Raw genomic sequence first — 26,994 nt, 5'->3', positions numbered from 1 at the left:
TTAGTGTTTCTGTTTTTTAGTCCCATATCTCCGGACGATCTATTTTCATTGCCCGCAAATAAGAAAGGAACTGTCCCGCATGGACAGATTCATGATATCCAATCCGTAATAAATAGTTCCCAAGGATTTTTTTCTTTCCATTTCCGGGGTGAATGATTTCCGTTTCGCTTAATTCCCTGTCGGAAAATTGGCGAACGCTTTCCAAAAATGAATTTCTATAGGGCTCGGCAAATTCAAGTTCGTCAGCAACGCTAACAAAGGGTCGGTTTTTCCAAGGTGTTTGAAAATCTGCCATACTCTCATTAGTGATGATTTTATTCCAACCATAATCGGCTTCCAAAACGTGCCTGACCATTTCTATGGCCGTCATGGCCTTTTCATCGGGTTTCCAATCATAATAGCGCTCCGGAAGTCCCTCCCAAAGTTTTATGCTTCTTCTCCTAATCTCCGTAAAGTTTAAAATTATGAGTTCAGATTGGGTCATTTTCCTTGTTTTCGAGAATATCGTTTTATATTAAAATTAGCGTTCAAGTATATGAAAAGTTGGCGATTACGGAATACCAAACTTTTATCTTACCGCTTAACCACCTTTTTCTACATATTGTTAGTCTTCTTTTTTTAAATATTGGAATCAATAAATACTTTCCAATTTCCGTCTGTTTGTTTTTTCCAGACCAAAATATATTTTCCGTTATAACTTCCACTACATTGCCCAATTTCAAAGGCCGTGCTGGCATTTACTACCTCCAATTTCATTGGATGTAAGTTTAACTCGTAGTTTTCATTATTCATATAGCCATATTCCCTAATCAATGCTTCGGTTCCCTGTACTATAGGTTTATGGTTAAAATACATCGTATTATTGCTGTAGAGTTGTTTCACCAGGTTTTCCGGGTTATTTGTATTACAGAGTTCGACCCATAAGTTTCGTCTCTGGGCTATATTTGTGGTGTCAATTTTTTTTGATTCAGAAGTATATTCTTCGGTATATTCAAATTCCCTAATTATCCTTTCATTTTCCATGCTCCAAATTACAATTCCAACGAATTCTTTTAGGTTATCCCGTGTATACCTGACCAGTTCATAATTAATTCCTCTTTCCTTGTTTGCCTCTATAGTGAATATTGATTCAGCTGACGTAATGCTTCCTTTGCGAATCATGTAGTAATCCGCTATTTGGGCTGAATTCTCAAGTATACTATCCGAAGAAATAATCTTAACGCCATTAGGATCGTAGAGATTTTTTATGGCATTAATGTCATTATTGTTTATGCCCTCTGCCCAATTTTTGAGGTTATCGGAAAAGTCTTCGGATTGAACTACCTCGGTTTGGGAATTGATGGTATTTTCTTTTTTATTGACAGGTTGTTTGTATCCAACAATTGCCAAAAGAACACAGGTGAGTATTACTGTTTTAAATTTCATTTGTGATTTTCTAAATGTGCTACCATGCTCGATGATAAAAAGTTGTATTGATTAGCGTTAAACTTTGCTTACCTGCCAGCTGGTAGGCAAGTACAAACCTAACTGAAAATCCTCCAGTTCCGATAGCTATCGGGATTAGAAGTATTTAGAACAAGCTATTACTTAAGACCTATGTTGTACTTTCGCTATTTTTATATGAATAATTTTATTTTCATTATTCTTTTGGTTCAGTTAATCGGATAATTTCATTGATGTGATTTTCAATGGGTTCTTCCTCAATAGCTTTGACAATGGCTCTTAAATAATTCCTTTTGTCTATGATGTAATTTTGAAACTTTACGGTAGAAGTTCCTGTAAGACTTATTTCATTGTCAAATCCTGAATAATCTAATACTTCCCTCCAATAAGGCCAAAAATGGTCATTCATCATTTTATAGTACAAATTTTCTTCTTCTTGATAATCCAGTAAAACATCTTCCCAAGAAACTAGATATTCTTGTAAGTCTTCATCTTGTATTAATTGAAGCGAATTTGAATTAATTACCAATGCTATAGAGCCAGAATATGGATTATAGGTATGGTCTTGTATTTGTGAGAAGTATTTCCAAAAGGTTGCATTTTTTAGGCTATCTCTCTGTAAAGGGAACAGAGCAATCATGCCGTCCAAGGCTGCGAGACTACGATAGTTAATTGCTTTAACAGAATCAAAACTAATTTTATTCTGAATAAAATCTCTATGAATATTGTCCAATAGTTTACGCTCGCTAATGCGGTCTTTCCTATCCTGATTCCAATTGCTCACTTGCAAGGCAAGTAAAATACCAATCATTACCAAAACAATTTCACCAATGGCATAAAGTAAATACGTATTGAATTTATTTTTGGAGAGTAACTTTTGCCGAATTTTTCTAAAGAATTTTATCATTGGTTATTGGTTGATTACAATGTAGTACAACATTTTCGGATACAAGTAGTTGCGTGGTTTAGCGCTTAACAATACAAGTATACAAATCTGAAAATCAGAAAGTTCCGATATCCATCGAAATCAGAAGTAGGCGAGAACAGGAAAATACTTATAGCTACAGATATCCAAGGTTTTTATTTAGTCAATCCTAGCACATAACCATGTGGCTTCTGCAACTGGTCTATTCTGAACATACGCAACTCCAGACTGCTTTATTAATCGATTACTTACTCTTAAATTTTTGATTACGTATTTAATTTCCTCTTCATACGTTGCGCCACTCAAAAAACTTACTTTTTCCATACTCACCAAACCGAAAAACCCATCTGCCAATCCTGCTTTTTTAATTCCCGCTCCCCCGCATTGTGCCATTGATTCTATCAATATCATTCCAGGGATAAAATTGAATTTAGGAAAGCTTCCCGTAAGCATTTTATCTTCTTCCGCATTAAAACTTTTAAAACCTACCACCTCTTTTTCATTCGCTATTTCAATTTTGTCCACAAATAAAAAAGGAAATCTATGTGGGATTAATTTTTCTATTTCTGTTTTCATCTTTTAGTTTGTTAATTTCACAACTGTCTAGAATAACTTTCAGTTACGGATTAATATGCCTTAATTTTCGGTTTAGCACAGACTTAAGTAATTCCGAGTGGATTTGGATCTAATCGAATCCGCCGTAATTGCGATTATCTATTGTTGACAGCTGGTGTTGCCCTAATTTATTCTTTTTAGTAGATAATCATTTTTATCTTTCATTTCATATATAATATGATCATCAAATTTATCTTTATCAGTTTGAAGTTCTGAATAGGTTGTTAAAATGACTTGACTGCTATTGTAAGTTATATTTTCTATTAAATTAACACAATCCATAAGAGAATCACTATCAAGATTTTGTTGTTTTGGCTCATCTAGGATCAGTAATTTTGGATAACAAATCTCATTAATTTGATCAAGTTTAATTGACGTCTGCAATAATGCTAAATAATAACTGAGAATTATTCGAATGTTATCACTTGAACTCGAGATGTTGTAAATGTCAAAATTATCTAAATAGGGAGTGTAATTATCTGTTTCATCAACCCTGATATTATCTATCAACCCTTTATTACCTTTAAATAAACCAAGTTCTGATACATAAGACCTAACCAAATTTTGAATTGTATTAATGATTAAGATATCCTTTTCTGTTTGCTGGTATTGGGAAATTTTTTCTCGTAATTTTTCAATTTGATTTTCTAAATTGTCTATCTTTTTTCGAATGGGTTCAAGTTCCTCCCATCTTACAGAAATACGCGTATATCTTTCCATTTTCTTGTGTGTAGCATCAATGTCTAGAATTCTCTTCCTTAAGTTTGCAAATTCTTTTCCTGCGTATGTTTTTGTTTGATGCTCTAACTGACTTTCATACTCCTTAATTTTATCTTTAATATTACTACGTTTTTCGATTAACTTTCTGCGGTCAAAAATTCTTTGAGAAATAACTTTTTTAAAAGTTTTTTCTTCATCTTCCAAAAAAATTAGGTTTTGCTCAGGAGTAGAGATTTTTTTGCTCAGATCAGTGTGACATAATATACATTCACCTTCTTCATTTTTTTCTAATCGTGCTTCACAAATTGGACAAGTTTTAATATTCAAATCAGTTGAAAACTCCTGTATTTTTTTTAATTGCTTGTTTTTGTATTTGTTATTTTGAATTCTGTCCAAATAATTTTCATAACCGGAAATTTCGATATTGAGTTTATCAATTCTGGATGAAATTTTTCGATATTGATAATCTAAAGTTTTAAGACTATCTCTTAACTTGAGATTTGATTCTTCATATTTTTTATTCTGACTAGAAAGTTGATTGATTGATTGAGATTCAGTTTTATACTTTTGAGTAAGATATCTGATGTAATCATAAATACTCGTTTTTCCAATTTCACTTGAATCTACGATGGGTATTCCATCAATTTTCTCTGCATTTCCAATTATCAATAAATTTTCTTCCTTTTTTTCCTGGTGATCTTTTAACTCCCTTAATTCAGACAATTTTTCCCTCAATTCGATTTCAGAGAGGTGAAGATTAAACCTATCTAGCCCAAAAAGATATTCAAAAGTAACTTTCTTAACGTCTTTAATATTATATCTAGATACTTGTCTAGCTTGAATTTGAGACCATCTGTAAGCTTCCCCTAGATAGAACTGCTCATTTTTCTAATACTTCATCAAAGTTATCGTTTTTAATTCCTTGTGCGGTACCGCACAAGGAATTAAGCTCCAGATATTGTTTGGGGGACACATATCCCAGGGCCTTGTGTGGTCTGTAATTGTTGTAATCGTCCATCCAAATCCGTGCCTGTTCCCTTACCTGATTAATGTCCTCAAAGATGAACCTATTGAGGGCCCCTCTCCTAAAACTGCCGTTGAACCGTTCCACAAAAGCGTTCTGGGTCGGTTTTCCCGGTTGTATATATTTGAACTCTATTCCATGCATCTCGCTCCATTGGGAGGTGAGCTTTGCTATGAATTCCGGGCCGTTGTCCATGCGTATGCGCTTGGGCTTGCCCCTTCGGTTTATCAAGTGGTTCAGGACCCATACCACCCGGTTGCTTGTCAGGGAAAAGTCCACTTCGATGTGCAGCGCCTCCCTGTTGTAATCGTCCATGATGTTGAGTGCCCTGAAACGGCGTTTGTTCTCCAGGACGTCGGTAACAAAGTCCATGCTCCAAGTATGGTCCGCCTCCGCTGGGACCTCCAAAGGTTCCTTTACACGGGACGGCAGGCGTTTCTTCGCCTTTCTTCTCAAGGGCAGTCCCAGTGCTCTGTAGACACGGTAAACGCGCTTATGGTTCCATGGCCTCCCCTCCGCCCTCAAACGGTGATAGGCCATCCAGAAACCCTCCTCCGGATGTTCCCCGGCCTTTTCCCGAAGTGCCTCCTCTATATCGTCGTCATCTTTTGGCAACGGACTGTAATAATATACGCTCTTGCTCATGTTAAGGACACGGCACGCCCTGCTGATGCCGTAATGGGCAAGATCCTTTCCGATGCTTCGCTTTCGGCAGGGCCTCAGAGCTTTTTTTCGATGATCTCCTTGGCCATTTGGTGGTCCAGGGCCAAGGTGGCGTACATCTGCTTGAGCTTGCGGTTCTCCTCCTCGAGCTCCTTGATGCGCTTGAGCTCCTTCCCGCTCATACCGGCGTACTTCGAACGCCACTTGTAAAATGCGGCGGAGCTGACCCCATGGTCACGGGTTATCTCTGCAACGGACTTGCCGTTGTCGAACTCCTTTAAAATCTTCGCGATCTGTGTTGGTGAAAATTTGCTCTTCCTCATAATGCTGTTTAAAATTAAGATTATTATTCTACTTTTAAACAGTTCGGTTTTAAGGGGAGCTTACACATCCAGCTCTTTGTTCAACAAAAAATAGCGGTAGTAAGTTTTCAAAATATAGTTTTGAAAACTTCTGATCATATGTGGGTAGTAATACTTGTTCTAGACCTATAAAGTCAAAAAGGAAAGATTGAAATCCATTTTCAGAGAAAACTCCTTCACCAGAAATTATCAGTTTTTCTGAATCTTCAATTTTGAAAAAATTATCCGCTGTACATTTTTTTATCGCAGCTATATTGATATCAGTTCCTTTTATATATCTAAAAATAGTTCTGACTTCTGATCCATTAGAAATCTCCAAGAGTAAATATGATTTATCAATTGACTCACCTTCAATTGCTTTATAAAACTCAGGTTTAAATGGGTTTTGTACAGATTTAAAAATTCCTAGACTTTTTTCACCGCCTAAACCATATACTATTCCTGTTATAATACTTGTTTTTCCTACCGAGTTTGGTCCAAAGATAATATTAAGTCCCTCCTTGAAATTTACCTCAGAACCATATTTTTTCATTGAATGAGTTGTTATATTATAAACAAGCTTATTTATCTTCAATCTCGACATTTTGTTTCCAGTATGAATTTGGAATAACTTCCGTGATTATATTTATTGTTTTATCTTCAGCTAAACGGTTTCCAAAAAGTTCTAAAAAATTTATTTCGGTTGGAAAAACATCTTTTATTTTGGAAAAAAATATCTTTCCTGTTTCAGTTAATTTTAATCTGATATTCTTATTATTTGAATCAGTTTTATACTCTATAAAACCCCTCATAAATAAATACAAAAACATATCGTTAAAACGAATATCCCAAGGAACACTTTTATATTGAACTATATTAAAATCAATTTCTGTTTGCCTTCCTTTTTTAAACTCTGATATTTTATCCAAAATATTTCTTTGACCCTTGAAATATTCTGCGATAAATTTTGATTGAAATTCATCATTTCTTAATAGAAAATCTACGCAAGCAATTACATTTTTACTTAAACCAAATTTTGTATTTAATATTCCTAAAATTACAGCTATTCGAGTAGCCCGATATTGAATACGGTCTTCAGGTTGGATGTATGTTGGCCTGTCCAAATTTATACTTGGTTTCAGTCCCTTTTCCTCAATGGTTTCAACAAGTCTTTTAAGTGGTTCCATTATCCCTCCAATCTAGTGGACATTGAGCAGCAAGCTCAAATACAACTCCATTTAACAGCTTTTCTTTATCTCCTTTAAGATCGTAATCTTTATAAAAACTTATAATTTCTTTTTCTGCAATCTCAAAGAAGTCGTAAAAAAATTTATGAGCGGAATATGATTCATCAATACTAAACTTATCGGATAACCTTTTGGCTTTAATTCGAAGGTTATATTCCCAGTTCAATATATTTGCTCGGAGAGCTGGAGATAAATCTTCTAGACTAGCTAAATAAATCTTATAATTGGCCCGCAACCTATGGTATTCAATTCTTCTTTCGTCATCTTCTTCAAATAACGTATTTAATTTCTCATCAAGAGTTGTTTTCAAACTCTCATCTTCTTCTAGTTCCTCATCACTATCTTGAATAGATATCCAGTTAGCAAATTTTAAGTGTTCTTTTTTTTGAATAAAATTATTTATCAGACACTTTATCCTATTTATTTCGTTTTCTCTGTCAATAGATATATTACAGGTTTTTTTGTCATATACTTTTTTATATAATTTTTCATCTAATGCAAATAGTTGTTCGACATTTTTATCCGGAGTCCAAAAATCCACAGGGAATCTAAACTTATTAATACTTTTTGCTTGTATATTATGATCAATATTGCTTAAATTTTTTAGTGGAGAGAGAGCAATAAATGCTGTAGGATCATAATTTGCAGAATCAAGTTGCATTTCTTTATTAAATATATCTGCCCAATAGAGTTTAGCTGCAGTGTAATATTTACACTCAATGAAAATATGTCTTTCAACGTCATTTTCATCGAAAAATAATACACTAATATCAAATCCATTTTAATCTCCTGAATCTTGATTTCTGACTTCAATAACTGTAAATCCCATTTCTTCAAATAATTCCCTAAAGAATGGCTTTACTAATATTTCAAAATCCTTTCCTGTTATTGGCATATATTGATTATAGTTTTATATTTCTGACAACACTTGCTGCCAACAATTGTATATGATCATTGGTCATATACACACTATACGATTCAATAGTCATACAGGTGTTTAATTCACTATTAAATACTAGGGGGAATCACTAAATATAAGTTTTTTCCTATAAAAAATATATGTTTTTATCTAAAAGGGAGAAATTTATAAAGCGTGGTACAGGCCTTGGGTATTGCCCAAGGAGACCTCTTTCATCAATCCTGAACCTTCAAAATGAACGACCACTCCCACAAGCTTTTTAGCGGCTATGGGTACTTTAGCGGTATAGGCAGTTTGGCCATTGACCAAAATTTCCAGCATACCAGCTTTGGAATTGCATTGTAAGGTCGCCGCTTCGGTAAAATCCACGCCCAAACCGGAAAGGTCGGTCGTCTTACCGCTGATATAGTCCCCAAAGAGCATAAGGTCCAGCTGCGCCGCACAGCCCTTTTTGGCGAGGGGAATGCCTATGGCCCCACCATCGTACAGTACAAACATCCTGACCCATTGGCAACCGGTTCGGCCTTGGGGGAAAGTATTCTGCAGCTGTAGCGAAAGTTGAAAATCGTCCGTGTAGAGCTCGCCATAATCGGCCACATGGTACAGGCTGGTGACCACTTCGGTGGTACGTGGGTCCAATCCGTATGCTGCCACGGTTTCCGGGGTAATGGCAAGATAATCGTCTTTTTGAATCTCCCTAGTTTCCAAATAAATGGGCATGGAATCATTTTCCACCATTCCCAACCACCCTTGGGTGGGAATAAAGACATCGGTCTCCTTTACCACGGTGTCGCCCACCACCAACTTGGACTTAAAAAATCCGGGGCGGTAATAGATACTGGTGGCAATGCTATCGGTCGCGGAAACAGTCATGCGTTTTTTGTTGTCCCAACTCTGTTGTATCTCAATGCTAGCCCCATCAGGGGCTGCGGTGGCATCATAGGCGAACACCACGGAGTTGGGCAGGCCCTCGCTAAGGGTGCGGCGGCTAAAATGGAAGTCGGTCTTCTCCAAAGATGGCGTTGGCATAGAGGGCTGTTCCGTATCGGACGCATAAAAGGCCAACAAAAGGGCTATCAACATCACAAAACCAAGCGCCAAGGGAATTTTCCAAGGAAAGGGTGCTTTTGCTTCAATCTGTGGTGCCTCGGTTGATTCTTGGGATACCTGTGCCTGTACGAACATCCGCCAATTGTCATATCCCACAAACTCCGAAAGGATGTTCAAGGTACTGGAACTGGGATTCGCCACTCGCTCCGCCCGGCCCCAAATACGCTTTAAGGTGGTAACGCTTAGCCGTTTTTTGGTTTCGGCAAAGATGCGCTCGCTAAGTTCCTCAAAATCGCCATTGTTCCAATTTTTTCCATCGCCCCAACCCAATTGGGCCTCGATACGGGCCACTAGATCATCCACCATATAGAATTTTGATTTGTCCATAAAACTACATCGTGCCTTGCGAACGGGGATTTTTGAATAGGATTAAACAGGATTGAACAACTTGAACAGGCGAAAAAAATGAAACGCCCACTACTTTTAGTCCAATCAAAAATAACTTTTAATGATAAATACCACAAGCATGAACATCACATCAAAAACGAACATGGCCCTCGCAGCGGCATTATGCATCACCCTATTTTCTTATGGACAGCGCAAATCCCAAACAAGAACTATGGATTTTCCCATGACGGAAAACCACTGGGCCAAACTCACGGACAACACCGAATTTGTTCCCTACAAAGGCACCCAAGCCGTACAAAGCACTGACGGCAAACCTTTTACCATATGGCTAAAGGATTTTGAATTTTCGGACGGTACCATAGAGTATGATATGGAACTGAAGGGACAGGGTTTTCCCAGTATCTATTACCGCATCAGCCCCGATACCCTGAATTTCGAAACTTTTTACGTCCGTTATTTTGGTACCCCCGACCCTAAGTTGCGCTTTGCCACACAATATACGGCGGTGGTGGACAAGGTTAACCTTTGGGACATGACAGACGATTATCAAGCGGCGGTTAACCTCAACGAAACGGGTTGGAACCACATTAAAATGGTCATCCATGGCAAGCAAATGCGGGTGTATGTAAACGATATAAAAAAGCCTGTCCTTTGGGTGCCTGCTATGGAAGGTGTTACCGAAAATGGTGCAATAGGTCTGGAAGGCAATGTTATCTACGCCAATGTAAAAATCACCCCTAATGCGACCGAAGATTTGCCGGCCGTGGCGGGATATGACCCAACCTATAACGACCCCCGATACCTCCGCGAGTGGCAAGTAACTGAGCCTGTAGACTATCCCTTTGGCAAAGATCTTTTGGAAGGGATTCCAGTGAGTCCGGGAGTACAGATCGACTCCACTTATCTGGATGAAAATGCCACTTGGAAAACGGTATGGGCGGGCAGAAGGGCCCTTGTAAACCTGACCCCGGAGTATGGCGGTCCGAAGGATGGCAACCGACGTTTGGTATGGCTCAAAACCACCATCAAAGCTGAAAAGGATATCGAAAAATTGTTGCGTTTGGGCTTTAGCGATGAAGTCTGGGTGTTCATTAACGGCAAACCTCTGTATCAGGACCGAAACTTTTATGGCTCTCCCGGGATGAAATTCCCCAAGGGACGTGCCAGTATTGAAAATGCCGCCTTTACCCTACCCTTGCAGGAGGGGGACAATGAACTTTTAATCGGCCTATCCAATTATTTCTACGGTTGGGGTATCATCGCCCGGATGGAAGATACAGATGGGGTATGGTTTAAGTAGGTGAAAGTAAGTATGTCAGTTTGGGTACATCGAAAATGAACTGAAGAGTTCACTTAATAAAACTTCGATAGGCTCGGTTTGATAAGTGCATGAAACAGTCTTTTGCTTGCACAACTGTTCTCGACTGCGCTCGAACTGACAAGCGTTTTTAAAGTTACCTGTCACTTCGAGTGGAATCGCATCGCGACTTTGTATCGAGAAGTAAGGAAGTACATCGCGTTAAGGGTTTCTCCCGTTACACGTCAACCTATTTTCGAACCGACTTAAAATCACCAAAAACCAAGGTAATCAGTAAAAGTCCTATACCCACTCCAATGAAAGAGCCCTTTGTAAAATCGTTTAAGGTTATAAAGCGGGAAGCGATTTGGGACATCGCTATAATGAACATACTCACCGCCATTAAAATCATGGCTTTACTTTTCGTTATTTTTCTCATCATTATATTGCTTTTAAGATTGGTCTTGGGTTCCTTTTTTTTGTTACAGTTTGACACAAAAATATTTTTCCAAAAACTCCCTTCTTTTATAAGGTAAGTCGAAGGCACCTATTGGTTTTATAAAGTTTGTTCCCAATGTCAATTCGAGTGGAATCGTAGTGCGATTTTGTATCGAGAAGTAGAACTCGATTAGATCAAGATGTTCTCGACACCTAGTTCCTTGGATTTCGACTCCCCTTCGACTACGCTCAGGGCAGGCTGCTCAGTGACCCAACTAATTTACCCTAAGGCCTGAGAAATATCGGCAATGATATCGTCAATATGCTCCAATCCGACGGAAATACGCACCATACCTTCGGTAATTCCACTAGCGGCGCGTTCCTCCACAGATAGTTTGCTATGTGTCGTTGATGCAGGATGGGTGACAATACTTCGGGAATCCCCCAAATTTGCGGAGAGAGACAGTAATTTGATGGAGTCGAAGAATGTACGCCCGGCTTCCAAGCCCCCTTTGACTTCAAAAGCGACCACACAACCCCCGGCCTTCATCTGCTTTTTGGCTACTTCATATTTTGGGTGTGATTTTAAGAAAGGATATTTTACCCAGTTCACTTGGTCGTGGCCTTCTAGAAATTCAGCCAATTTTAAGGCATTGTCACAGTGGCGGTCTACCCGTATGGCCAAGGTTTCCAAACTTTTACTCAGTACCCATGCATTAAATGGGGACAGTGCAGGTCCCGTAATTCTGGAGAATCGGTATACCTTATCCATCAATTCCCTTTTTCCCACCGTGATTCCGGCCAAAACACGGCCCTGACCGTCCATCAACTTGGTTCCAGAATGAATGACCAAATCGGCCCCAAATTTAATCGGCTGTTGTAAATAGGGCGATGCAAAACAGTTATCGATAACCAACAATACATTGTGCTTTTTCGCTATCTGACCCAGCTCTTCCAAATCCAACACATCCACCCCCGGATTCGTGGGAGTTTCGGCGTAAATCAACTTAGTATTGGGTTGAATAAGATCATCAATGGAATCCAGATTATGGACATCAAAATAGCTATGGGAAATATTCCATTTTGGAAAAAAGTTATTGAACAGGGAATGGGTAGACCCAAAAATACTTGCCGCCGAAACCACATGGTCCCCGCTATCCAACAACGCCGCCAAGGTAGAGAATACGGCCGCCATTCCGGATGCAAAGGCAAAGCCTTGCTCGGCTCCTTCCATTTGGCACACTTTTTCAACGAATTCATTGGTATTCGGATTGGAATATCGGGAATAAATATTCCGCTCCTTTTCCTCTGCAAAAGATGCCCGCATATCCTCCGCATCTTCAAAGACAAAACTAGAAGTGAGGTACAAGGGAACGGAATGTTCCAAATTTTCCGTTCGTTTTAACTGCGTTCGTATGGCGTTCGTTTCGAATTTTTTGTTGCTCATTGCTTGTTCGTTCCTCGTTATTTGTTATTTGTTGTTGGTTGTTGGTTGTTGGTTGTTGGTTGTTGGTTGTTGGTAAAAGAAAAAATCACTTTTAACCTTTATCAATAATCGTTACCAAATGTCTCCTCGCGCGCAGTCGAGAGGTCTTACTAATTAAATATTTAAATTAGGTCTCGTATCTCGTCTGCGCTCGATATGACAGCTCGACCTGACAAATTAAAATCATGGATGCAAAAATCATCAAGCCTAACCCTAAAAATCAGCTTTTCTCCGCAATCCGTAATATATCCCCGAAAACTCCTCGGGCGGTAACCGCGGCACCTGCCCCGGCACCCTGAATCACCAATGGGTTTTCCCCATAGGATTCCGTATAGATTTCAATAATGGAATCCGACCCTTTCACCTGACCCAATGCACTCTCCTTGGGAACAGAAACCAGTTGTACGTCCAAGATTCCTTTTTCCTTTTGTAAATCGCCATGCAAATCTCCCACATAACGTAATACATGGTTCGGTTTTTGGTTCTTTTTTATCTCGTTGAATTTATCGTCCAATACCTCCAGATTTTCCATAAAGAAATTTACATCCCCTTTTTCCAAGGATGATGGAATTAGATTTTCTATATTAATATCGGAAAATTCATTGCTCAGATCCAGTTCCCTAGCCAAAATCAACAACTTTCTACCTACATCGTTCCCGGAAAGGTCTTCCCGCGGATCAGGCTCGGTAAAGCCTTGTAATTTGGCATCCTTCAAAATCGACGAAAAGGAAGTGTCCACCTCCGAAAATGTATTAAAAATATAGCTCAAGGAACCTGAAAAAACCCCTTTGATACGGGTAATATTCTCTCCGGACAGGTGCAACAACTTAATGGTATCTATCAAGGGTAACCCCGCGCCCACGTTGGTCTCGTACAAATATTGTTTTTGATGTTTGTCCAGCTCCTCCCGTAGCAATTGGTAATAATCGAACCCAAGGGTATTGGCAATCTTATTGGAAGAAACTACATCGAATCCGTTTTCCACAAAATCGAAATAATGGGCTACAAAATCCTGACTGGCCGTATTATCGATGACAATCAGATTCTCCAAATGGTTGTTTTTGGCAAAATCGATAATATCCTTTACGGCGTAGGATTTTCCCTTGCTTTTGATATCGGTCTTCCACTTTCCGCTTACTCCTTTCGCATTGAGCAAGACTTTCCGGGAATTGGCAATGGCAAAGACCCTTAAGTCGATACCTTTTCGGTCCTCAATATTTTTAGCCGATTTTAAAATTTGGTCGATTAAGGTGCCGCCAACATTTCCATGCCCGAATACCGCCAGATTTACTTTTTTACTTACCCCGAAAATCTGGCCGTGCATTACATTGACCGCTTTGGTCAAATCCGATTTCCTGACGACCAAACTTACGTTCTTACCCGATACCGTATTGTTGAACAACAACGGTACGATTTGGTTTTTGATCAGGGCATTAAAGGGTTTGTGGAAGGTGCTCAAATCCTGGCCCACCACGGAAATTACCGATACATCGGCAACGACCTTGATCATGTTGATATCCTGACTTTGGAAATCGCTCGAAAACTCATTTTCCAAGGCGCGCTTGGCACGCTCTGCTTTGTCGCGCTTTACCACCAATCCAATACCCCGTTCCGAAGAACCTTGGGAAATGATACTCACGCTGATGTTGATAGCTTCCAAAGTTTTGAAGATACGGGCATCTATACCCACTTTACCCAACAGTCCACGACCCTCTAGGTTAATCAGGGCAACATCCTCAATTACAGAAATGGACCGGATACCCTCCTTGCTGGACTTGGCACTGATCAGCGTACCCTCATTATCGTCGTTATAGGTGTTTAAAATCCGTAACGGAATGTTCTTTTCAATCAACGGAATAATCGTCTTGGCATGTAAAATCGTGGCCCCAAAATTGGCCATCTCATTCGCCTCTGCATAGCTCAGATTGCTAATACGTTTGGCCTCCTTCACATAATCCGGATTGGCGGTAAAAATACCATCGACATGCGTATAGTTTTGTAACTCTTCGGCATCCAGGAAATTCGCCAAAAGTGCGGCACTATAATTACTGCCATTTCTACCCAACGTTGTGGTTTCCCCCTCTTCCGTGGCTGCAATAAATCCGGTAATCACCGGTACGGCATCATGGGGCAGTTCAGAAAATTTCAACAACACCTTTTCCTTGGAAACATGTTCCAACACCTTGGCATCTCCAAAAGTAGCATCGGTGGCAATCAATTCCCGTGAATCCAAAAAGCGGGCGTTTATGCCTTTGCCTATCAGGAGTTTGGTCACTAATTTTGCTGAAATCAGCTCACCATGGGCCAATACCTCATCCTTGATTTTGGCGCTGTAATCTCCCAACAGGGATACTCCCTCGAACAATTTGGCCAAGCTTTTGAATTCCTTGGACAAATTTACATTGCCGTAGGTATGTTGCTGATAACTCTCCAAAGCCTCGAAGTCCTCTTTATAAGGCTTTCCTTTTGAAGCCTTTTCCAGAATACTTTCCAGTTGGTCCGTTGCTTTTTCACGTGCCGAAAGTACTACGGCAATATTTTCCCCGGACTTTACCTTGGTGGCGATTACATCCAACACACGTTCCAAACCTTCACCGTTGCTCAAGGATTTTCCGCCAAATTTCAAGACTTTTACCTTGCCCGATTTACCATTCGCATTAAATATGGAATGGAGCAATTTTTCCATTTGTTCAAACTCGATTAGGAAGGCATCATGTCCATGTAGCGATTGAACTTCTCCATAGGTTACATTGCTATTGGCCTGTGCCAATTGCTTAAAAGTGTCCTTGTTTTCTTTAGCCGTAAAAAACAGGTCGGAATCCACTCCAACAATATGAATATTGGTGTCGCTATTTTGTAGTTTGATGAAGTTCTCCTCATCATTTCTCGTAACATCAATGGTTTTCAATAACTGGTTCATCAGCTTATAGGCCGATAATTGAAAACGTTCCTGTAGCTTTTCGCCATGATGCATCAACCAGCTTTCTACATTGAACACCTGAAGCTCTTCGTTGGTACTTCGTTTAAAACGCTCCTTAAAAGACTCCGGTGTCCGATAACATAACATGGCATGCATACGCGCATCGTGGACGGGCTGTTTGGAATTTACCAAGAACTGCTCTTGGATCTGGCAATTAGCAATCAGCCAGTCGGTCGATTTCCAGTCGGAAGCTACGGGCACCAAATGTTCCGTCAAATTAGGGTTGATGGCCGCCATTTCCCAGGCAATTCCACCACCCAATGAACCCCCAATAATGGCAAAGAGTTTTTGGATTTTTAATTTTTCCAATCCCAAAAGGAAAATCCGGGCGATGTCACCCGCCACAAAATCCTTATAATTTTCAATGACAAACTTATCATATCCGTTTCCAGGAATGTTAAAGCAAAGGATAGTGTACTTTTTTGTATCGATACATTTTCCCTCACCGATCAACGCGGACCACCACCCATTTTCACCCGTAACGTTGGAATTTCCCGTCAAGGCGTGGTTCACCAAAATAACGGGCGCGGTATGGAGCTTGGCCCCAAAGAGTTCATAGGATAGCTCAATATCCTGGGTAACTCCGGAAAGGGTCGTGTACTCCTTTATATGTAAATGATGTAGCATAGGATGCCAAAATTATTAATTATCAGTGGTTTGCCGTGCAAAACTGCTGCTCTTTTATGCTTTGATGTTGGCCGCGGCAAAAGCTTGTTCCAAATCGGCCTTTAAATCGTTAATATCTTCCAACCCTACTGAAAGTCGGATCAAATCCTTACCTACACCCGCACTCAATTGCTGTTCTTCCGTCAATTGCTGATGGGTTGTACTCGCCGGGTGGATAATCAAGGATTTGGTGTCTCCAATGTTCGCCAATAAAGAGAATATTTTGGTGGCATCCGTTACATTCTTGGCCGCTTCAAATCCTCCTTTGATTCCAAAAGTGACCAATCCACTTTGCCCTTTGGGCAGGTATTCCTGTGCCAAATTATAATACTCGTCCCCTTTAAGACCCGGATATTTTACCCAAGCGACTTCATCCCTGCTTTGCAGCCATTCTGCAAGCTCCAGGGCATTTGCACTGTGTTGCTTGATACGCACCGGTAGGGTTTCCAATCCCTGAATAATTTGAAAGGCATTGAACGGGCTTAAAGCTCCCCCGAAATCCCTAAGACCTTCCAAAATCAATTTAAAGGTAAAGGCTGCCGCACCTAAGGCTTTATGATATACCAGACCGTGGTAACCTGCCGATGGTTCGGTAAATTCTGGAAATTTTCCGTTGGCCCAATCAAAAGTACCGGCATCGATAATGGCACCGCCCAATGACGTTCCCTGTCCGCCAATATATTTGGTTAAAGAATGTATGACCAAGTTCGCCCCATGCTCGATCGGATTCAGCAAAACTGGTGTTGCAACCGTATTGTCTACAATAAAGGGTACACCGGCAGCTTTTGCCTCTTTGGATATCGCCTTCAAATCCAATACATCCAACTTTGGGTTACCCAAGGATTCCACAAAGATGGCCCGGGTATTTTCTTTTACAGCTTTTCCAAAGTTCTCTGGATTGGAGGCATCTACAAACGTGGTGTGAATTCCTAAACGAGGTAGTGTTACATTGAGAAGGTTAAACGTACCTCCGTACAAGCTACTGGAGGCTACGATATGATCTCCTGATTTTAACAAGGTTAAAAGTCCCGTAGAAATTGCAGCCGCTCCCGATGAAAAGACCACCGCACCAACACCACCTTCCACAGCGGCCAAACGGTCCTGAAGAATTTGGTTGGTAGGATTGTTCAAGCGGGTGTAGATAAACCCTAATTCCGCCAAAGAAAATAGATTCGCGGCATGCTCCGTATTATTGAATACATAGGATGACGTCTGGTAAATAGGTACGGCACGGGTTCCACCAGTTTGCGTTGTGTCATGCCCAGCATGTAAGGCGTTTGTTGCTAATTTTTGATCGCTCATGATTTTTGTTTTTTAATAGTTAAGCCCAATTCCAATATGGGACGTGAAAAATGATTAAAAAAGCCAAACCCCAACCTGCCGACATTGCGGTTAGGTAAAATCAAATAAGTTATAAGAAAGTGAAATCGATTAAATTTCGATGACTGTTATCCTTCCCCTAAGGGTAGAATGTAGCACCTTCTTGATTCCGATAATCATCGGGAGAACAAGGGTTGCTAAGGCTTCAAAGGGTCCAATCCCTCCACCTTTCTTGATAACTATTCAATACGTGTTTGAACTTAGTGGATGCAAATATAAGGGGGGTATGTTTTAAAATCCTAATCAAACCATAAAAATTAACAAAACCCTAGTGAAATGATAGGTTTTAATTTATCTCCCCGATTTGGCACAGCTAAAAAAGGCTCCTCCCTTTAGAAAAGGGAGGTGGCGCGATACGCAGTATCGGGTCGGAGGGATAGAAAATTTTGAACAAACCCAATCTCCCCGATTCGGCAAAGCCGAATCACCCCTCTTTGGAAAAGAGGGGAGCTTGTTATTACTACTGTAGGCAGCAAAAAAAGCATATTTAACCCAGTTCCAGAAAAAAGCTCCTCCCTTTGGAAAAGGGAGGTGGCGCTATACAAAGTATCGGGTCGGAGGGATAGAAAAAATCAAACTAAAAAAACAAATCTCCTCGATTCGGCACAGCCGAATCATCACTTTTTAATAAAGAGCAGAGCTTTTTTGTATTTTTAACTATGGCGAATAAACACCATAACCGCAAGGAATTTCTGGAAAGACGGAAGGAGCTCAGGAAAAACCTTACCTCCGCCGAAGCTTTCCTTTGGAAACATCTGAAGGCAAAACAATTGGAAGGCAGAAAATTCCATAAACAACACAGCATCGATTGGTATATTGTCGATTTTTATTGCCCTTCCGAAAAGTTGATCATTGAATTGGATGGCCAAGTTCACATGAATTCCGCAGCCCAAGCCTATGACGAAAAACGCACCGAACACATTGAGAATCTTGGTTTGAAGGTAATCCGATTTGAAAACAAAATGGTGTTTGAAAATTTACCTTCAGTACTGGAAGAAATCAAGAACAACTTTACGAACACAGTCTTTTAAAAAATCTCCCCGATTCGGCATAGCCAAATCACCCCTCTTTGGAAAAGAAAGTATTCACAAGCTTACTTCATACCACCCCTATAAATTGTTTAAGTATCTATTTTCTGTAAAAACATTAAGGCAACAACTGTGGTAAACAACAATATATTTATTAAAATGACAAATAATAAATAGAAACCTGCTGTCCTTAAAAGGGTATTCCAAACCTTATTTGGCCTGAACAAACCAATGTTCACCCAAAAAACATACCCTATGGCCAAAAAAGCAGCAATAGACTCTAGAATATCATTTTTGCCAAAAAGATAAATTAAAAGAGAAAAGAACAAATATATTAAGGCCTGTTGCCCTACAACAAATGAACGGATAGCAATATGTTCTATATAATTATATCTTACACCTTTAAATGCTATGAACATACTAAAAGCATAAAAGGGAATTAACAATATGGAAATAATTGCATAATTATCAAGTATCAAATTAACATCAAACTTACAATCCCCTTTAACACTGTCATCATACCCTGCATTGAATCCAGAAATAGCTTTCCCTAAAAAAGTTTCAGAATCTAAGAGTCTAGTGAGGACAAAATAAAGAGTAGAAAGCGCAAGTGCATACGACAATGGTCTCTAGTAATTCTTGCGTTTACCTTGAAGATAATCCTTAATGGCATAGCCGGGTCTCCAAAATAAATCCACCACAGTTTTCAAAAAACCCCGGTCAACCTGGAAAATTGTTTCTGAAACTTCCTGAACAAAATTGGAAAGATTTAGTTTCCTACCCTAGAATGCTGACCGCATTTCGGACAATATATTTCGGCAACATTTGCACCACAATTTTTGCATTCCATTTCAGCCATTTAAGTCTGATAAAAAATTACCTCAACACCGTAAACTCGATTTTAGAATCCGTGTAGACCGTATGGGTTTGGGTATTAAAATCGGCTTCGTCCGCCTCAAAGATGTTATCTACATAGGTCTGAGGGTTTAAATCTATGAGTGGAAACCAAGTGCTCTGTACCTGGACCTGTAACTTGTGTCCCTTCTTTATCGTATGGAAAACATCCTGCAACTTGATATTCACTGCCGTTTTTTGATTCGGCACAAAGGGTTCCGGCTGGGAGAAGCTATTCCTAAACCTACCCCTTAACACCTCGCTACGCACCATCAAATGGTAGTTGCTCATCTTCAAATGGTCCTGCATGTCTTCATGATTTTCTGCATCGGCTGGGTGCACATCGATTACTTTTACGATCCAATCGGCAGCCGTTCCCGTGGTGGCAACGTTCAAATTCGCCATAATGTCGCCTGCCAAGGTCAAATCCTCTTCCATCACATCGGTTTCAAACACCAATACATCAGACCTTCTCGAGGCAAAGCGCTGGTCATCTGTCATGTATTTTCTTGGGGTAAAAACGGATTTGATATCTTCCGAATAGGGAACCGGTTTTTTGATATCACTCACAAATTGAATCCCTGTTTCGCCTTTCTTCTCAGTGGTCAATTCCTGATTATCGGACAGGTACATATTCTGCTTTACCACCCCTTTGGGAGGCCAGGAATCGTACTGTTTCCACTCCTTTCTCCCTGAATCGAACACATAAGCTTCGGGCAATCCACTGTTCATATCTCCATCGCCCTTTAAAAAATGATGAAAGAATTTGGTCTCTATATTCTCCTGAAAAAACTCCGAAATACCGTCTCCGAAATAATAATTACCAACTAGGTTCTTACCCCTACTTCGTGCCCATCCGCCATGGTCCCAAGGTCCAAAGACCAAAGTGTTGTAATTGTCCTTGTTATATTTTTCAATAGTCTTATACGTTTCCAAGGGTCCGTATAAATCCTCAGCATCAAATTCCCCTGCAACTACCATTGTGGCCACGTGGCTCTTAACATCCTTTAAGTGCTGAATTAACCCCCTACTTTGCCATAATTCATCGTAATTGGGATGCTCCTTTAGTTCATTCCAAAAAAAATCGTCCGTTTTACCATCAACGGCCATCCTTGGTGTATCCCCGGTTTCATATTCAAAAAAACTATCGAGATTTTTTAACGGTCCGGCGTCCAAGAAAAATTGATATTGATCTTCAGTTCCCAAATCCGGCAAAGTGTACCAAGCGGTATCGATGGGCTGGTCCCCATTGGGCCTGGGCGTACCGAACAGACTGGTGGCCCTAAAATAACTTAAGAGATACGCCCCATTATGATGAAAATCGTCAAAAAAGAAATCCCCGATACATGCCTGCGGAGAGGCCGCCTTTAAAGCAGGATGCGCATCTACAGTAGCATAGGTAGAATAAAACCCAGGATAGGAAATTCCCCAGATACCTACCCTTCCATTATTGTTTTCCACGTTGTTCACCAACCATTCAATAGTGTCGTATGTGTCCGAACTTTCGTCCACATCCTGATCGGAAGTTTTATTGGGAATATAGGCCCTCATGTTTTCATAGTGCCCTTCGCTCAACCACCTTCCCCGGACATCTTGGTACACTACGATGTACCCCTCCTTCATCATATGAACATTTGGAGCAATGCTTTCCTTAAACTGGCCTTCTCCATAGGGCCTTGAGCTATACGGAGTACGTTGCATGATGATGGGATATTGTTTTGAGGTATCCTTTGGTGAATAAATAGTGGTATGTAGGGTAACTCCATCCCGCATTTCAATATCCACCTCTTTTTTGGTATAGTTATCTGCAACGTAGGTGCTAACCACCTCTGCAGTTTCTGTTGTTTGAACTTCCTTTTTACAAGAATATAAAAGGAAAGTGATAATGAAGAGCGTCAGTAGATACTTTAAGGTAGATTTCATCATGGTTGAATTAATTGCCCCTAAAGCTAGGAAAGAATCGGTATTCCTGAAAATAAAAAGGAGCCATATCTGGCTCCTTTTCCTAAATAATATTGAAAATTTGTTATAGCCCGAATGCGACTTTTACATCATCAACCATATCCAGTTTCTCCCAGGTAAACAATTCTACTTCCATTTCAACCCGACCATTATAAGGGGATTCGAAAACTTTTACCACTTTTTTGGATTCCTTGCCCATGTGACCATATGCAGCGGTTTCTAAATAAATGGGGTTTCTAAGCTTTAAGCGTTCCTCGACCGCAAAAGGTCGCAAATCGAACAATTGCCTTACTTTTTTTGCAATTTCGCCGTCGCTCAGATTAACGTTGGACGTTCCATACGTTTCCACAAAAATGGAAGTTGGCTCTACTACACCAATGGCATAACTTACCTGAACCAAAATTTCATCCGCAACGCCGGCCGCGACCAAGTTTTTAGCTATATGTCTTGCCGCATAGGCCGCACTTCTATCGACTTTACTAGGATCTTTTCCGCTAAACGCTCCACCACCGTGGGCTCCCTTTCCACCATACGTATCAACAATTATCTTTCTACCAGTTAAACCAGTATCTCCGTGAGGGCCACCGATGACAAATTTACCTGTAGGGTTGATATGATAGGTAATCTGATCATCGAACAGTTTCTGGATATCCTCAGGCAATTGCGATTTTACCTTTGGGATAAGAATGGAGATAATATCCGATTTTATTTTCTTCAACATCGCCTCATCATTGCTATCAAAGGCATCGTGTTGTGTGGATACTACAATGGTATCGATACGTTGTGGCACATTCTCATCAGAATACTCAATGGTAACCTGGGCCTTGGCATCTGGCCGTAAATAGTTGATTTCCTTACCATCCCTGCGCAGTTCTGCCAGGGTATGTAATATTTTATGGGATATGTCCAAAGCCAAGGGCATATAATTATCGGTCTCCTTTGTGGCATAGCCGAACATCATACCCTGATCACCCGCGCCTTGTTCTTCTTTGGCACCTCGGTCAACTCCTTGATTGATGTCTTGGGATTGCTCATGTATCAATGAAATAACTCCGCAAGAATCCCCACTAAATTGATATTCCCCTTTTGTATATCCTATTTTATTGATGACCTCACGGGCAATGTTCTGTACGTCCAGATAGGTGTGGCTTTTGACTTCTCCTGCCAACACTACTTGACCCGTAGTGACCAGTGTTTCACAGGCCACTTTGCTTTCTGGATCGAATGCCAAAAAATGATCTAATAGTGCATCACTTATTTGGTCCGCTACTTTATCCGGATGTCCTTCACTAACTGATTCCGATGTAAATAAATATGCCATTTCCTTTTGATTTTTAGAAAGGATTTAAAATTGCACTGACTAAAGAAGGTATTGTTTTTCTCTTGAAGAGTTGTCAAACACGGTCGACACAAAACTGCTTTAGCATTTTTAACGAGGTTGCAATCAGTCAAATCCTTCCTCCTAATTTTGAGTCAAAAGTATGAAAATAGTTTGTTTTAAAAATGAATTAACATCATTTTGTGTCCCCACATATTTCATCAAAGGCTTTCAAAAATATTGCAGGCATTTCAACTACTATTTTTTCTAAAAGTTAATATACTTTGTATATTGTACGCTACAACTTTTTTAGAACAACTAACCACTAAATAAGAGCAAAATGCACATTGCCGTTGCCGGAAACATTGGAGCAGGTAAAACCACTTTAACCAGATTATTGGCCAAGCACTTTAAGTGGGAAGCCCATTTTGAAGACGTTGTAGACAATCCGTACCTGGATGATTTTTATACCCAAATGGAGCGCTGGAGCTTTAACCTCCAAATTTATTTTTTGAATAGCCGTTATAGACAAATTGTACAAATAAGGGAAACCGGTAAAGATGTAATACAAGATCGCACCATCTATGAGGATGCCCATATTTTTGCCCCCAACCTTCATGCCATGGGCCTTATGACCAACAGGGACTTTAAAAATTATTCCAGTTTGTTCGAGTTAATGGAGTCCTTAGTAAATCCCCCTGAATTGTTAATTTACTTAAGAAGTTCCATTCCAAACCTGGTAAAACAAATCCATAAACGAGGTAGGGACTATGAGAACAGTATTTCCATTGATTATTTGAGTAGACTCAACGAACGATACGAAGCATGGATTCATGGTTACGATAAGGGAAAGCTTTTGATTATCGATGTGGATGAACTGGATTTTGTAGATAACCCAGAAGACTTGGGAACAGTGATCAATAAAATTGATGCTGAAATCAATGGTCTATTCTAACGATTAGATAAACCCATTTTTTTTCGCATGGGCAATGGCTTCTTTCGTTTTATTCACCATTAGAAAAGGAATACTCTTGTAGCCTTTAAACAAATTGGATACTCTCGCCATTCTTCTTGCATTAGATACACTTCTTAAATAAATGGCCTTTACCCTATTAGGGAACAACTTGGAAATTTCAATATAAATATCCGCATCCCTTTCACCACTATCCCCTATGAGAATAAAGGACATTTCCGGATAAGTATTAAAAATATTGGTAATCTCCTTTTGTTTTTGGGGTTTGTCATCCTCTCTTCTCCTTCTCCTGAAGCTGGACATACTTCTCAAAAGAATCGGTCCTTTCGGAAACTTATTTACCGTCAAAAAAAGTTCCAGATATCTGTACAAATTCCAGGGACTATGACTCACATAAAAAATGGGATTGGCTTCATTCCCCTCTTTGCCTTGATGTAGCTGGTGGTAAAAATCAGCAGCACCCTCCAAGGGTTTTCTATTGATTGCCCTGGTAAAAATAGTATTGATCAATACCTTCCATTTTAAGGAAGATACAACCCCCGTATGTAAAATGGTATCGTCGATGTCGCTAATGACCCCAAACCTAGCGGTTTGGCTTGGAATCAGCATTTCTCCCGGGAACCGGTTTTGTCTTAGTATTTCCCTTTTTAAATTCGTATCCAAAAAGGAAATCTCAAATTTCACCCACCCCTCCTCATTCATATGTTTTGATAACCCTTCTACTTTCTCGTTAATGAGATAATAGCCTTCGTGGTCAGTCTTTCCCTGTATTCCGATATCTTCATCTAAGCTGATTCTTATTGGGGTGTTTTTAATTTCATCAGTTTCAAATCTCTTCCATGTATTTACCAAGAGTTTAAAAGCACCTTTGTGTCCTAGATCTATATTTTCATCCTCAAGTGCCCTGCCCCTAACATAGAATCTATTCGAGGTTCCATAACCGTTAAAGGCAATAATTTGGAGCTTATCCTTTTTCCAAAACACTTTCATTTAAAAATGCCAATTTTCTGGCCAGAGCCACATGATCAATAAACCGATTACTATGGAAATGCCAAAAGACATGCCAATCCATTTCATCAATCGTTTGGTTCCTAGGACTGCTGCCATTACACCCTTGAACAACAAATTGGACAAGGAGGCCAACAAAATTAAGCGCCATCCGGTTGAAGTGGCCAACCCATCGTTCTTCATTAAATTAGAGAGGGAAAGCGTTATGGCATCCACATCCGTAAGTCCGCTTATAATCGAGACAATATAAAGCCCTTCATTACCAAATCTATCCTTGGTAAAAGCTACGGCCAATAATATAAGGCCATACAACAGACCAAATACCAAGGCGCTTTTAAATTGAGCGGGATTGTCCGGTTCGGGCATTTCATCATCGTTTTTTTCCTTGTTTATAAAATAAAACAATGCCCCGCACAAAATGGCCATACAAACCAATTCAAAGAATAAAGGCAGAACAATTGAATTTAGTTTTTCCGGTATGACCACTCCTACCTCAACCATAACACGGACAAGCGCAATGGCCGAGGCCGTAGTAATGATAAACGCGGCTATTAAATCGACCCTTCCTACATCTTTTGTTTTTTTCGCATAACTCACCGTGGTGGCAGTACTGCTGATCAATCCTCCCAAAATTCCATTGGAAATAATACCCGCCTTTTTGCCCAAAAATTTATAAATGAAATATCCCACCACACTGATACCCACAATAAGCACCACCATTAGCCAAATATTATGAGGGTTTATGACATTAAAGGGACCATAGGTCTGATTGGGAAGAATGGGCAATACAATTAGGGAAATTCCGGCAAAGGTCATTATGGCGGCCAAGTCCTTCTCCATTAAATTTTCAATAAAATCATGTAAATGTTCCTTCACATAAAGGAGTATGGCCATAACTCCACCTACAATAATACCGATTACCTGATTTCCCAAGACCAAATAGGCCCCAATGGCAAACATGAGCAGGGCGGCGACCTCCGTTGTCTGACCCACATCCGCATCCTCAAACTTTTTAAGTTTTATCAAATTGGCCACAATCAAAAGTCCGGTGAGGCATAGTCCAATGACCGGAAGCAGATAGGGGTTTTCCAAATCACGGGTCAAAAAGGCAGACATTACACCTAATATGGAAATTAAGGTAAACGTACGTACCCCGGCCATTTTGTTATCGGTTCGCTGTCGTTGCAGCCCTACCAAAAGCCCCAAACCAAAGGCAATTCCTAAAGTAGATAAATCGGTATAGTCCATACACCATGAATATACTATAAATAGCGAATAAAAAGTAGGGGTGAAACGGAGTAATTTATTTCAAATGAAACCGATTCCTTATAGAACAATTTTAAATTATACCACCTTTTCCATATAAAAGGGCATTTCCCTAAGTGAACACCACAGTTGACTCATTGTCCATTTTATACTACAGTAAAAGACCATAGCTTGAGGTAAATTATAAAACTATGTGTAACCGGGCTTTTGTCAAAAGAAGCCACAAATTCAAAAAGATGAAACCAAAAAAGAATCCCAAAAAAGACCTCAACAAAAAGAGTAGTTTGTTTTTTGTATTTGGACTTTTACTTGTTTTAGGACTGGCGTTTATAGCTTTAGAATGGAAATCCTATGAACCAAAATCTATTTATGAAGTAAGCATGAATGTGGCACCTAGTGAAATAGAGGAGGAACCCATAGAGAAATTTAAGGTTGAGCAGCCGAAAATTAAACAAGTACTTCCTCCGGAAATAAAGGTAGAAGACAATGATGTAGAAATTGAAGAAACCGAAATCTTATCCACAGAAGCGGATACCGAGACCGAAATTCTTGAGGTTGATGACATAGAAGTCGATGAACCGGAAGAGGAAGTACATGTAAATTGGATTACCATTGAGGAAGTACCCATTTTCCCAGGATGTGAAAATGCCAAGGATAAAAGGGCGTGCTTTAATGAAATGATGCAAAAGCACATCCAAAAAAACTTCAGGTATCCAGAACTCGCCCAAGAAATGGGAATTCAAGGTAGGGTAAGTACCCAATTCGAAATAAAAAGTGATGGTTCCATTGGAACCATCCAAAAAAGAGGACCGCACAAAGTTTTGGAAGAGGAAGCCATCCGTATCCTTTCCAAATTGCCCAAAATGACTCCGGGACAACAGCGTGGAACCCCTGTAAAGGTCTCTTTTAGTATTCCCATTAATTTTGTACTTCAATAAAAACC

The 26,994-nt window shown here is 39.9% G+C and carries 24 protein-coding genes and 1 riboswitch; of the genes, 4 read left to right on the top strand and 20 right to left on the bottom strand.

The annotated features are described in order from the left end of the window. Positions 1 to 16: 16 nt before the first annotated feature. The 10 genes from CJ263_RS13205 to CJ263_RS13160 all read right to left on the bottom strand — a co-directional run bounded on the left by CJ263_RS13205 (position 17) and on the right by CJ263_RS13160 (position 9,334). Positions 17 to 484 carry a DinB family protein gene (locus CJ263_RS13205; protein WP_094997704.1) on the bottom strand — a complete coding sequence of 156 codons (468 nt, stop codon included), beginning with the start codon at positions 482 to 484 and terminating at the stop codon, positions 17 to 19. A 134-nt stretch (positions 485 to 618) separates the two neighbouring features. Further along, complete coding sequence (locus CJ263_RS13200) at positions 619 to 1,425, bottom strand: Cif family virulence factor (RefSeq protein ID WP_094997703.1); 807 nt, start codon at positions 1,423 to 1,425, stop codon at positions 619 to 621. Between the two features lie 214 nt (positions 1,426 to 1,639). Beyond that, entirely contained in the window at positions 1,640 to 2,350 is a 711-nt protein-coding gene (locus CJ263_RS13195; protein WP_094997702.1) for a DUF6090 family protein, read from the bottom strand. 177 nt (positions 2,351 to 2,527) lie between these two features. After that, positions 2,528 to 2,944, bottom strand: coding sequence for a 3-hydroxyacyl-ACP dehydratase FabZ family protein (locus tag CJ263_RS13190; protein ID WP_094997701.1), 417 nt, complete (start codon positions 2,942 to 2,944; stop codon positions 2,528 to 2,530). 162 nt (positions 2,945 to 3,106) lie between these two features. Further along, on the bottom strand, positions 3,107 to 4,426 hold the full coding sequence (locus CJ263_RS13185) for an ATP-binding protein (RefSeq protein ID WP_158657158.1): 1,320 nt from the start codon (positions 4,424 to 4,426) through the stop codon (positions 3,107 to 3,109). 157 nt (positions 4,427 to 4,583) lie between these two features. Beyond that, positions 4,584 to 5,713 (bottom strand): IS3 family transposase gene (locus CJ263_RS13180; protein ID WP_094997699.1). Its coding sequence is split into 2 segments (ribosomal slippage): positions 4,584 to 5,452 and positions 5,452 to 5,713, totalling 1,131 coding nucleotides; the frame shifts between segments, so codons are not numbered across the junction. Positions 5,714 to 5,762: 49 nt separating this feature from the next. Continuing rightward, a complete protein-coding gene (locus CJ263_RS13175; RefSeq protein WP_233726850.1) occupies positions 5,763 to 6,326 on the bottom strand; it encodes an ATP-binding protein in 564 nt (187 codons plus the stop codon). After that, positions 6,313 to 6,918: a hypothetical protein gene (locus CJ263_RS13170; protein WP_094997697.1), complete on the bottom strand. Its 606-nt coding sequence runs from the start codon at positions 6,916 to 6,918 to the stop codon at positions 6,313 to 6,315. The genes CJ263_RS13175 and CJ263_RS13170 overlap by 14 nt, the downstream gene beginning before the upstream one ends. Beyond that, positions 6,905 to 7,639, bottom strand: coding sequence for a hypothetical protein (locus CJ263_RS13165; RefSeq protein WP_094997696.1), 735 nt, complete (start codon positions 7,637 to 7,639; stop codon positions 6,905 to 6,907). The genes CJ263_RS13170 and CJ263_RS13165 overlap by 14 nt, the downstream gene beginning before the upstream one ends. 423 nt (positions 7,640 to 8,062) lie before the next feature. Further along, entirely contained in the window at positions 8,063 to 9,334 is a 1,272-nt protein-coding gene (locus CJ263_RS13160; protein ID WP_158657156.1) for a hypothetical protein, read from the bottom strand. Between the two features lie 121 nt (positions 9,335 to 9,455). Here CJ263_RS13160 and CJ263_RS13155 point away from each other — a divergent pair, with 121 nt between their 5' ends. Further along, a complete protein-coding gene (locus tag CJ263_RS13155; protein WP_094997694.1) occupies positions 9,456 to 10,655 on the top strand; it encodes a hypothetical protein in 1,200 nt (399 codons plus the stop codon). A 247-nt stretch (positions 10,656 to 10,902) separates the two neighbouring features. On the opposite strand, the gene CJ263_RS20975 is transcribed toward CJ263_RS13155, so the two are convergent. The 4 genes from CJ263_RS20975 to CJ263_RS13135 all read right to left on the bottom strand — a co-directional run bounded on the left by CJ263_RS20975 (position 10,903) and on the right by CJ263_RS13135 (position 17,524). After that, positions 10,903 to 11,094, bottom strand: a complete 192-nt coding sequence (locus tag CJ263_RS20975) for a hypothetical protein (protein WP_158657155.1) — start codon at positions 11,092 to 11,094, stop codon at positions 10,903 to 10,905. A 276-nt stretch (positions 11,095 to 11,370) separates the two neighbouring features. Further along, complete coding sequence (locus CJ263_RS13145; RefSeq protein ID WP_094997692.1) at positions 11,371 to 12,537, bottom strand: trans-sulfuration enzyme family protein; 1,167 nt, start codon at positions 12,535 to 12,537, stop codon at positions 11,371 to 11,373. A gap of 259 nt (positions 12,538 to 12,796) precedes the next feature. Continuing rightward, a complete protein-coding gene (gene thrA, locus CJ263_RS13140; RefSeq protein WP_094997691.1) occupies positions 12,797 to 16,183 on the bottom strand; it encodes a bifunctional aspartate kinase/homoserine dehydrogenase I in 3,387 nt (1,128 codons plus the stop codon). A gap of 54 nt (positions 16,184 to 16,237) precedes the next feature. Then, positions 16,238 to 17,524: an O-acetylhomoserine aminocarboxypropyltransferase/cysteine synthase family protein gene (locus CJ263_RS13135; protein WP_094997690.1), complete on the bottom strand. Its 1,287-nt coding sequence runs from the start codon at positions 17,522 to 17,524 to the stop codon at positions 16,238 to 16,240. 143 nt (positions 17,525 to 17,667) lie between these two features. Continuing rightward, a riboswitch (SAM riboswitch) is annotated at positions 17,668 to 17,784 on the bottom strand. Positions 17,785 to 18,261: 477 nt separating this feature from the next. Here CJ263_RS13135 and CJ263_RS13130 point away from each other — a divergent pair. Next, positions 18,262 to 18,633 (top strand): endonuclease domain-containing protein, encoded by a 372-nt coding sequence (locus tag CJ263_RS13130; RefSeq protein WP_094997689.1) that lies wholly within the window; start codon positions 18,262 to 18,264, stop codon positions 18,631 to 18,633. A gap of 89 nt (positions 18,634 to 18,722) precedes the next feature. On the opposite strand, the gene CJ263_RS13125 is transcribed toward CJ263_RS13130, so the two are convergent. The 4 genes from CJ263_RS13125 to metK form a co-directional block, all read right to left on the bottom strand. Continuing rightward, positions 18,723 to 19,253: a hypothetical protein gene (locus CJ263_RS13125; protein WP_094997688.1), complete on the bottom strand. Its 531-nt coding sequence runs from the start codon at positions 19,251 to 19,253 to the stop codon at positions 18,723 to 18,725. Between the two features lie 6 nt (positions 19,254 to 19,259). Continuing rightward, positions 19,260 to 19,328, bottom strand: a complete 69-nt coding sequence (locus CJ263_RS21465; protein ID WP_394339925.1) for a DUF3667 domain-containing protein — start codon at positions 19,326 to 19,328, stop codon at positions 19,260 to 19,262. A 178-nt stretch (positions 19,329 to 19,506) separates the two neighbouring features. Beyond that, entirely contained in the window at positions 19,507 to 21,447 is a 1,941-nt protein-coding gene (locus CJ263_RS13115) for a CocE/NonD family hydrolase (RefSeq protein ID WP_094999246.1), read from the bottom strand. A 103-nt stretch (positions 21,448 to 21,550) separates the two neighbouring features. Further along, on the bottom strand, positions 21,551 to 22,807 hold the full coding sequence (gene metK, locus CJ263_RS13110) for a methionine adenosyltransferase (RefSeq protein WP_094997686.1): 1,257 nt from the start codon (positions 22,805 to 22,807) through the stop codon (positions 21,551 to 21,553). A gap of 337 nt (positions 22,808 to 23,144) precedes the next feature. On the opposite strand from metK, the gene CJ263_RS13105 reads away from it, so the two are divergent. After that, positions 23,145 to 23,759 (top strand): deoxynucleoside kinase, encoded by a 615-nt coding sequence (locus CJ263_RS13105; RefSeq protein WP_094997685.1) that lies wholly within the window; start codon positions 23,145 to 23,147, stop codon positions 23,757 to 23,759. A gap of 3 nt (positions 23,760 to 23,762) precedes the next feature. On the opposite strand, the gene CJ263_RS13100 is transcribed toward CJ263_RS13105, so the two are convergent. Further along, positions 23,763 to 24,767, bottom strand: coding sequence for an App1 family protein (locus CJ263_RS13100; protein WP_094997684.1), 1,005 nt, complete (start codon positions 24,765 to 24,767; stop codon positions 23,763 to 23,765). Then, complete coding sequence (locus CJ263_RS13095) at positions 24,768 to 26,033, bottom strand: MgtC/SapB family protein (RefSeq protein ID WP_094997683.1); 1,266 nt, start codon at positions 26,031 to 26,033, stop codon at positions 24,768 to 24,770. It abuts the gene before it with no gap. 254 nt (positions 26,034 to 26,287) lie between these two features. Between CJ263_RS13095 and CJ263_RS13090 the strand changes: the two genes are divergently transcribed. Continuing rightward, complete coding sequence (locus CJ263_RS13090) at positions 26,288 to 26,989, top strand: energy transducer TonB (RefSeq protein ID WP_094997682.1); 702 nt, start codon at positions 26,288 to 26,290, stop codon at positions 26,987 to 26,989. The last annotated feature ends 5 nt before the right edge of the window (positions 26,990 to 26,994 follow it).

It is taken from the genome of Maribacter cobaltidurans (genome assembly GCF_002269385.1).
Taxonomy (GTDB): Bacteria; Bacteroidota; Bacteroidia; order Flavobacteriales; family Flavobacteriaceae; genus Maribacter; species Maribacter cobaltidurans.
This window is presented reverse-complemented; position numbering and strand designations above follow the sequence as displayed.

Bases quoted from the DNA above. Each gene is read 5' to 3' on its own strand.
- CJ263_RS13205 (WP_094997704.1), bottom strand. From the start codon at position 484: ATGACCCAATCTGAACTCATAATTTTAAACTTTACGGAGATTAGGAGA.
- CJ263_RS13200 (WP_094997703.1), bottom strand. From the start codon at position 1,425: ATGAAATTTAAAACAGTAATACTCACCTGTGTTCTTTTGGCAATTGTT.
- CJ263_RS13195 (WP_094997702.1), bottom strand. From the start codon at position 2,350: ATGATAAAATTCTTTAGAAAAATTCGGCAAAAGTTACTCTCCAAAAAT.
- CJ263_RS13190 (WP_094997701.1), bottom strand. From the start codon at position 2,944: ATGAAAACAGAAATAGAAAAATTAATCCCACATAGATTTCCTTTTTTA.
- CJ263_RS13170 (WP_094997697.1), bottom strand. From the start codon at position 6,918: ATGGAACCACTTAAAAGACTTGTTGAAACCATTGAGGAAAAGGGACTG.
- CJ263_RS13165 (WP_094997696.1), bottom strand. From the start codon at position 7,639: ATGCAACTTGATTCTGCAAATTATGATCCTACAGCATTTATTGCTCTC.
- CJ263_RS13160 (WP_158657156.1), bottom strand. From the start codon at position 9,334: ATGGACAAATCAAAATTCTATATGGTGGATGATCTAGTGGCCCGTATC.
- CJ263_RS13155 (WP_094997694.1), top strand. From the start codon at position 9,456: ATGATAAATACCACAAGCATGAACATCACATCAAAAACGAACATGGCC.
- CJ263_RS20975 (WP_158657155.1), bottom strand. From the start codon at position 11,094: ATGATGAGAAAAATAACGAAAAGTAAAGCCATGATTTTAATGGCGGTG.
- CJ263_RS13145 (WP_094997692.1), bottom strand. From the start codon at position 12,537: ATGAGCAACAAAAAATTCGAAACGAACGCCATACGAACGCAGTTAAAA.
- thrA (WP_094997691.1), bottom strand. From the start codon at position 16,183: ATGCTACATCATTTACATATAAAGGAGTACACGACCCTTTCCGGAGTT.
- CJ263_RS13135 (WP_094997690.1), bottom strand. From the start codon at position 17,524: ATGAGCGATCAAAAATTAGCAACAAACGCCTTACATGCTGGGCATGAC.
- CJ263_RS13130 (WP_094997689.1), top strand. From the start codon at position 18,262: ATGGCGAATAAACACCATAACCGCAAGGAATTTCTGGAAAGACGGAAG.
- CJ263_RS13115 (WP_094999246.1), bottom strand. From the start codon at position 21,447: ATGAAATCTACCTTAAAGTATCTACTGACGCTCTTCATTATCACTTTC.
- metK (WP_094997686.1), bottom strand. From the start codon at position 22,807: ATGGCATATTTATTTACATCGGAATCAGTTAGTGAAGGACATCCGGAT.
- CJ263_RS13105 (WP_094997685.1), top strand. From the start codon at position 23,145: ATGCACATTGCCGTTGCCGGAAACATTGGAGCAGGTAAAACCACTTTA.
- CJ263_RS13100 (WP_094997684.1), bottom strand. From the start codon at position 24,767: ATGAAAGTGTTTTGGAAAAAGGATAAGCTCCAAATTATTGCCTTTAAC.
- CJ263_RS13095 (WP_094997683.1), bottom strand. From the start codon at position 26,033: ATGGACTATACCGATTTATCTACTTTAGGAATTGCCTTTGGTTTGGGG.
- CJ263_RS13090 (WP_094997682.1), top strand. From the start codon at position 26,288: ATGAAACCAAAAAAGAATCCCAAAAAAGACCTCAACAAAAAGAGTAGT.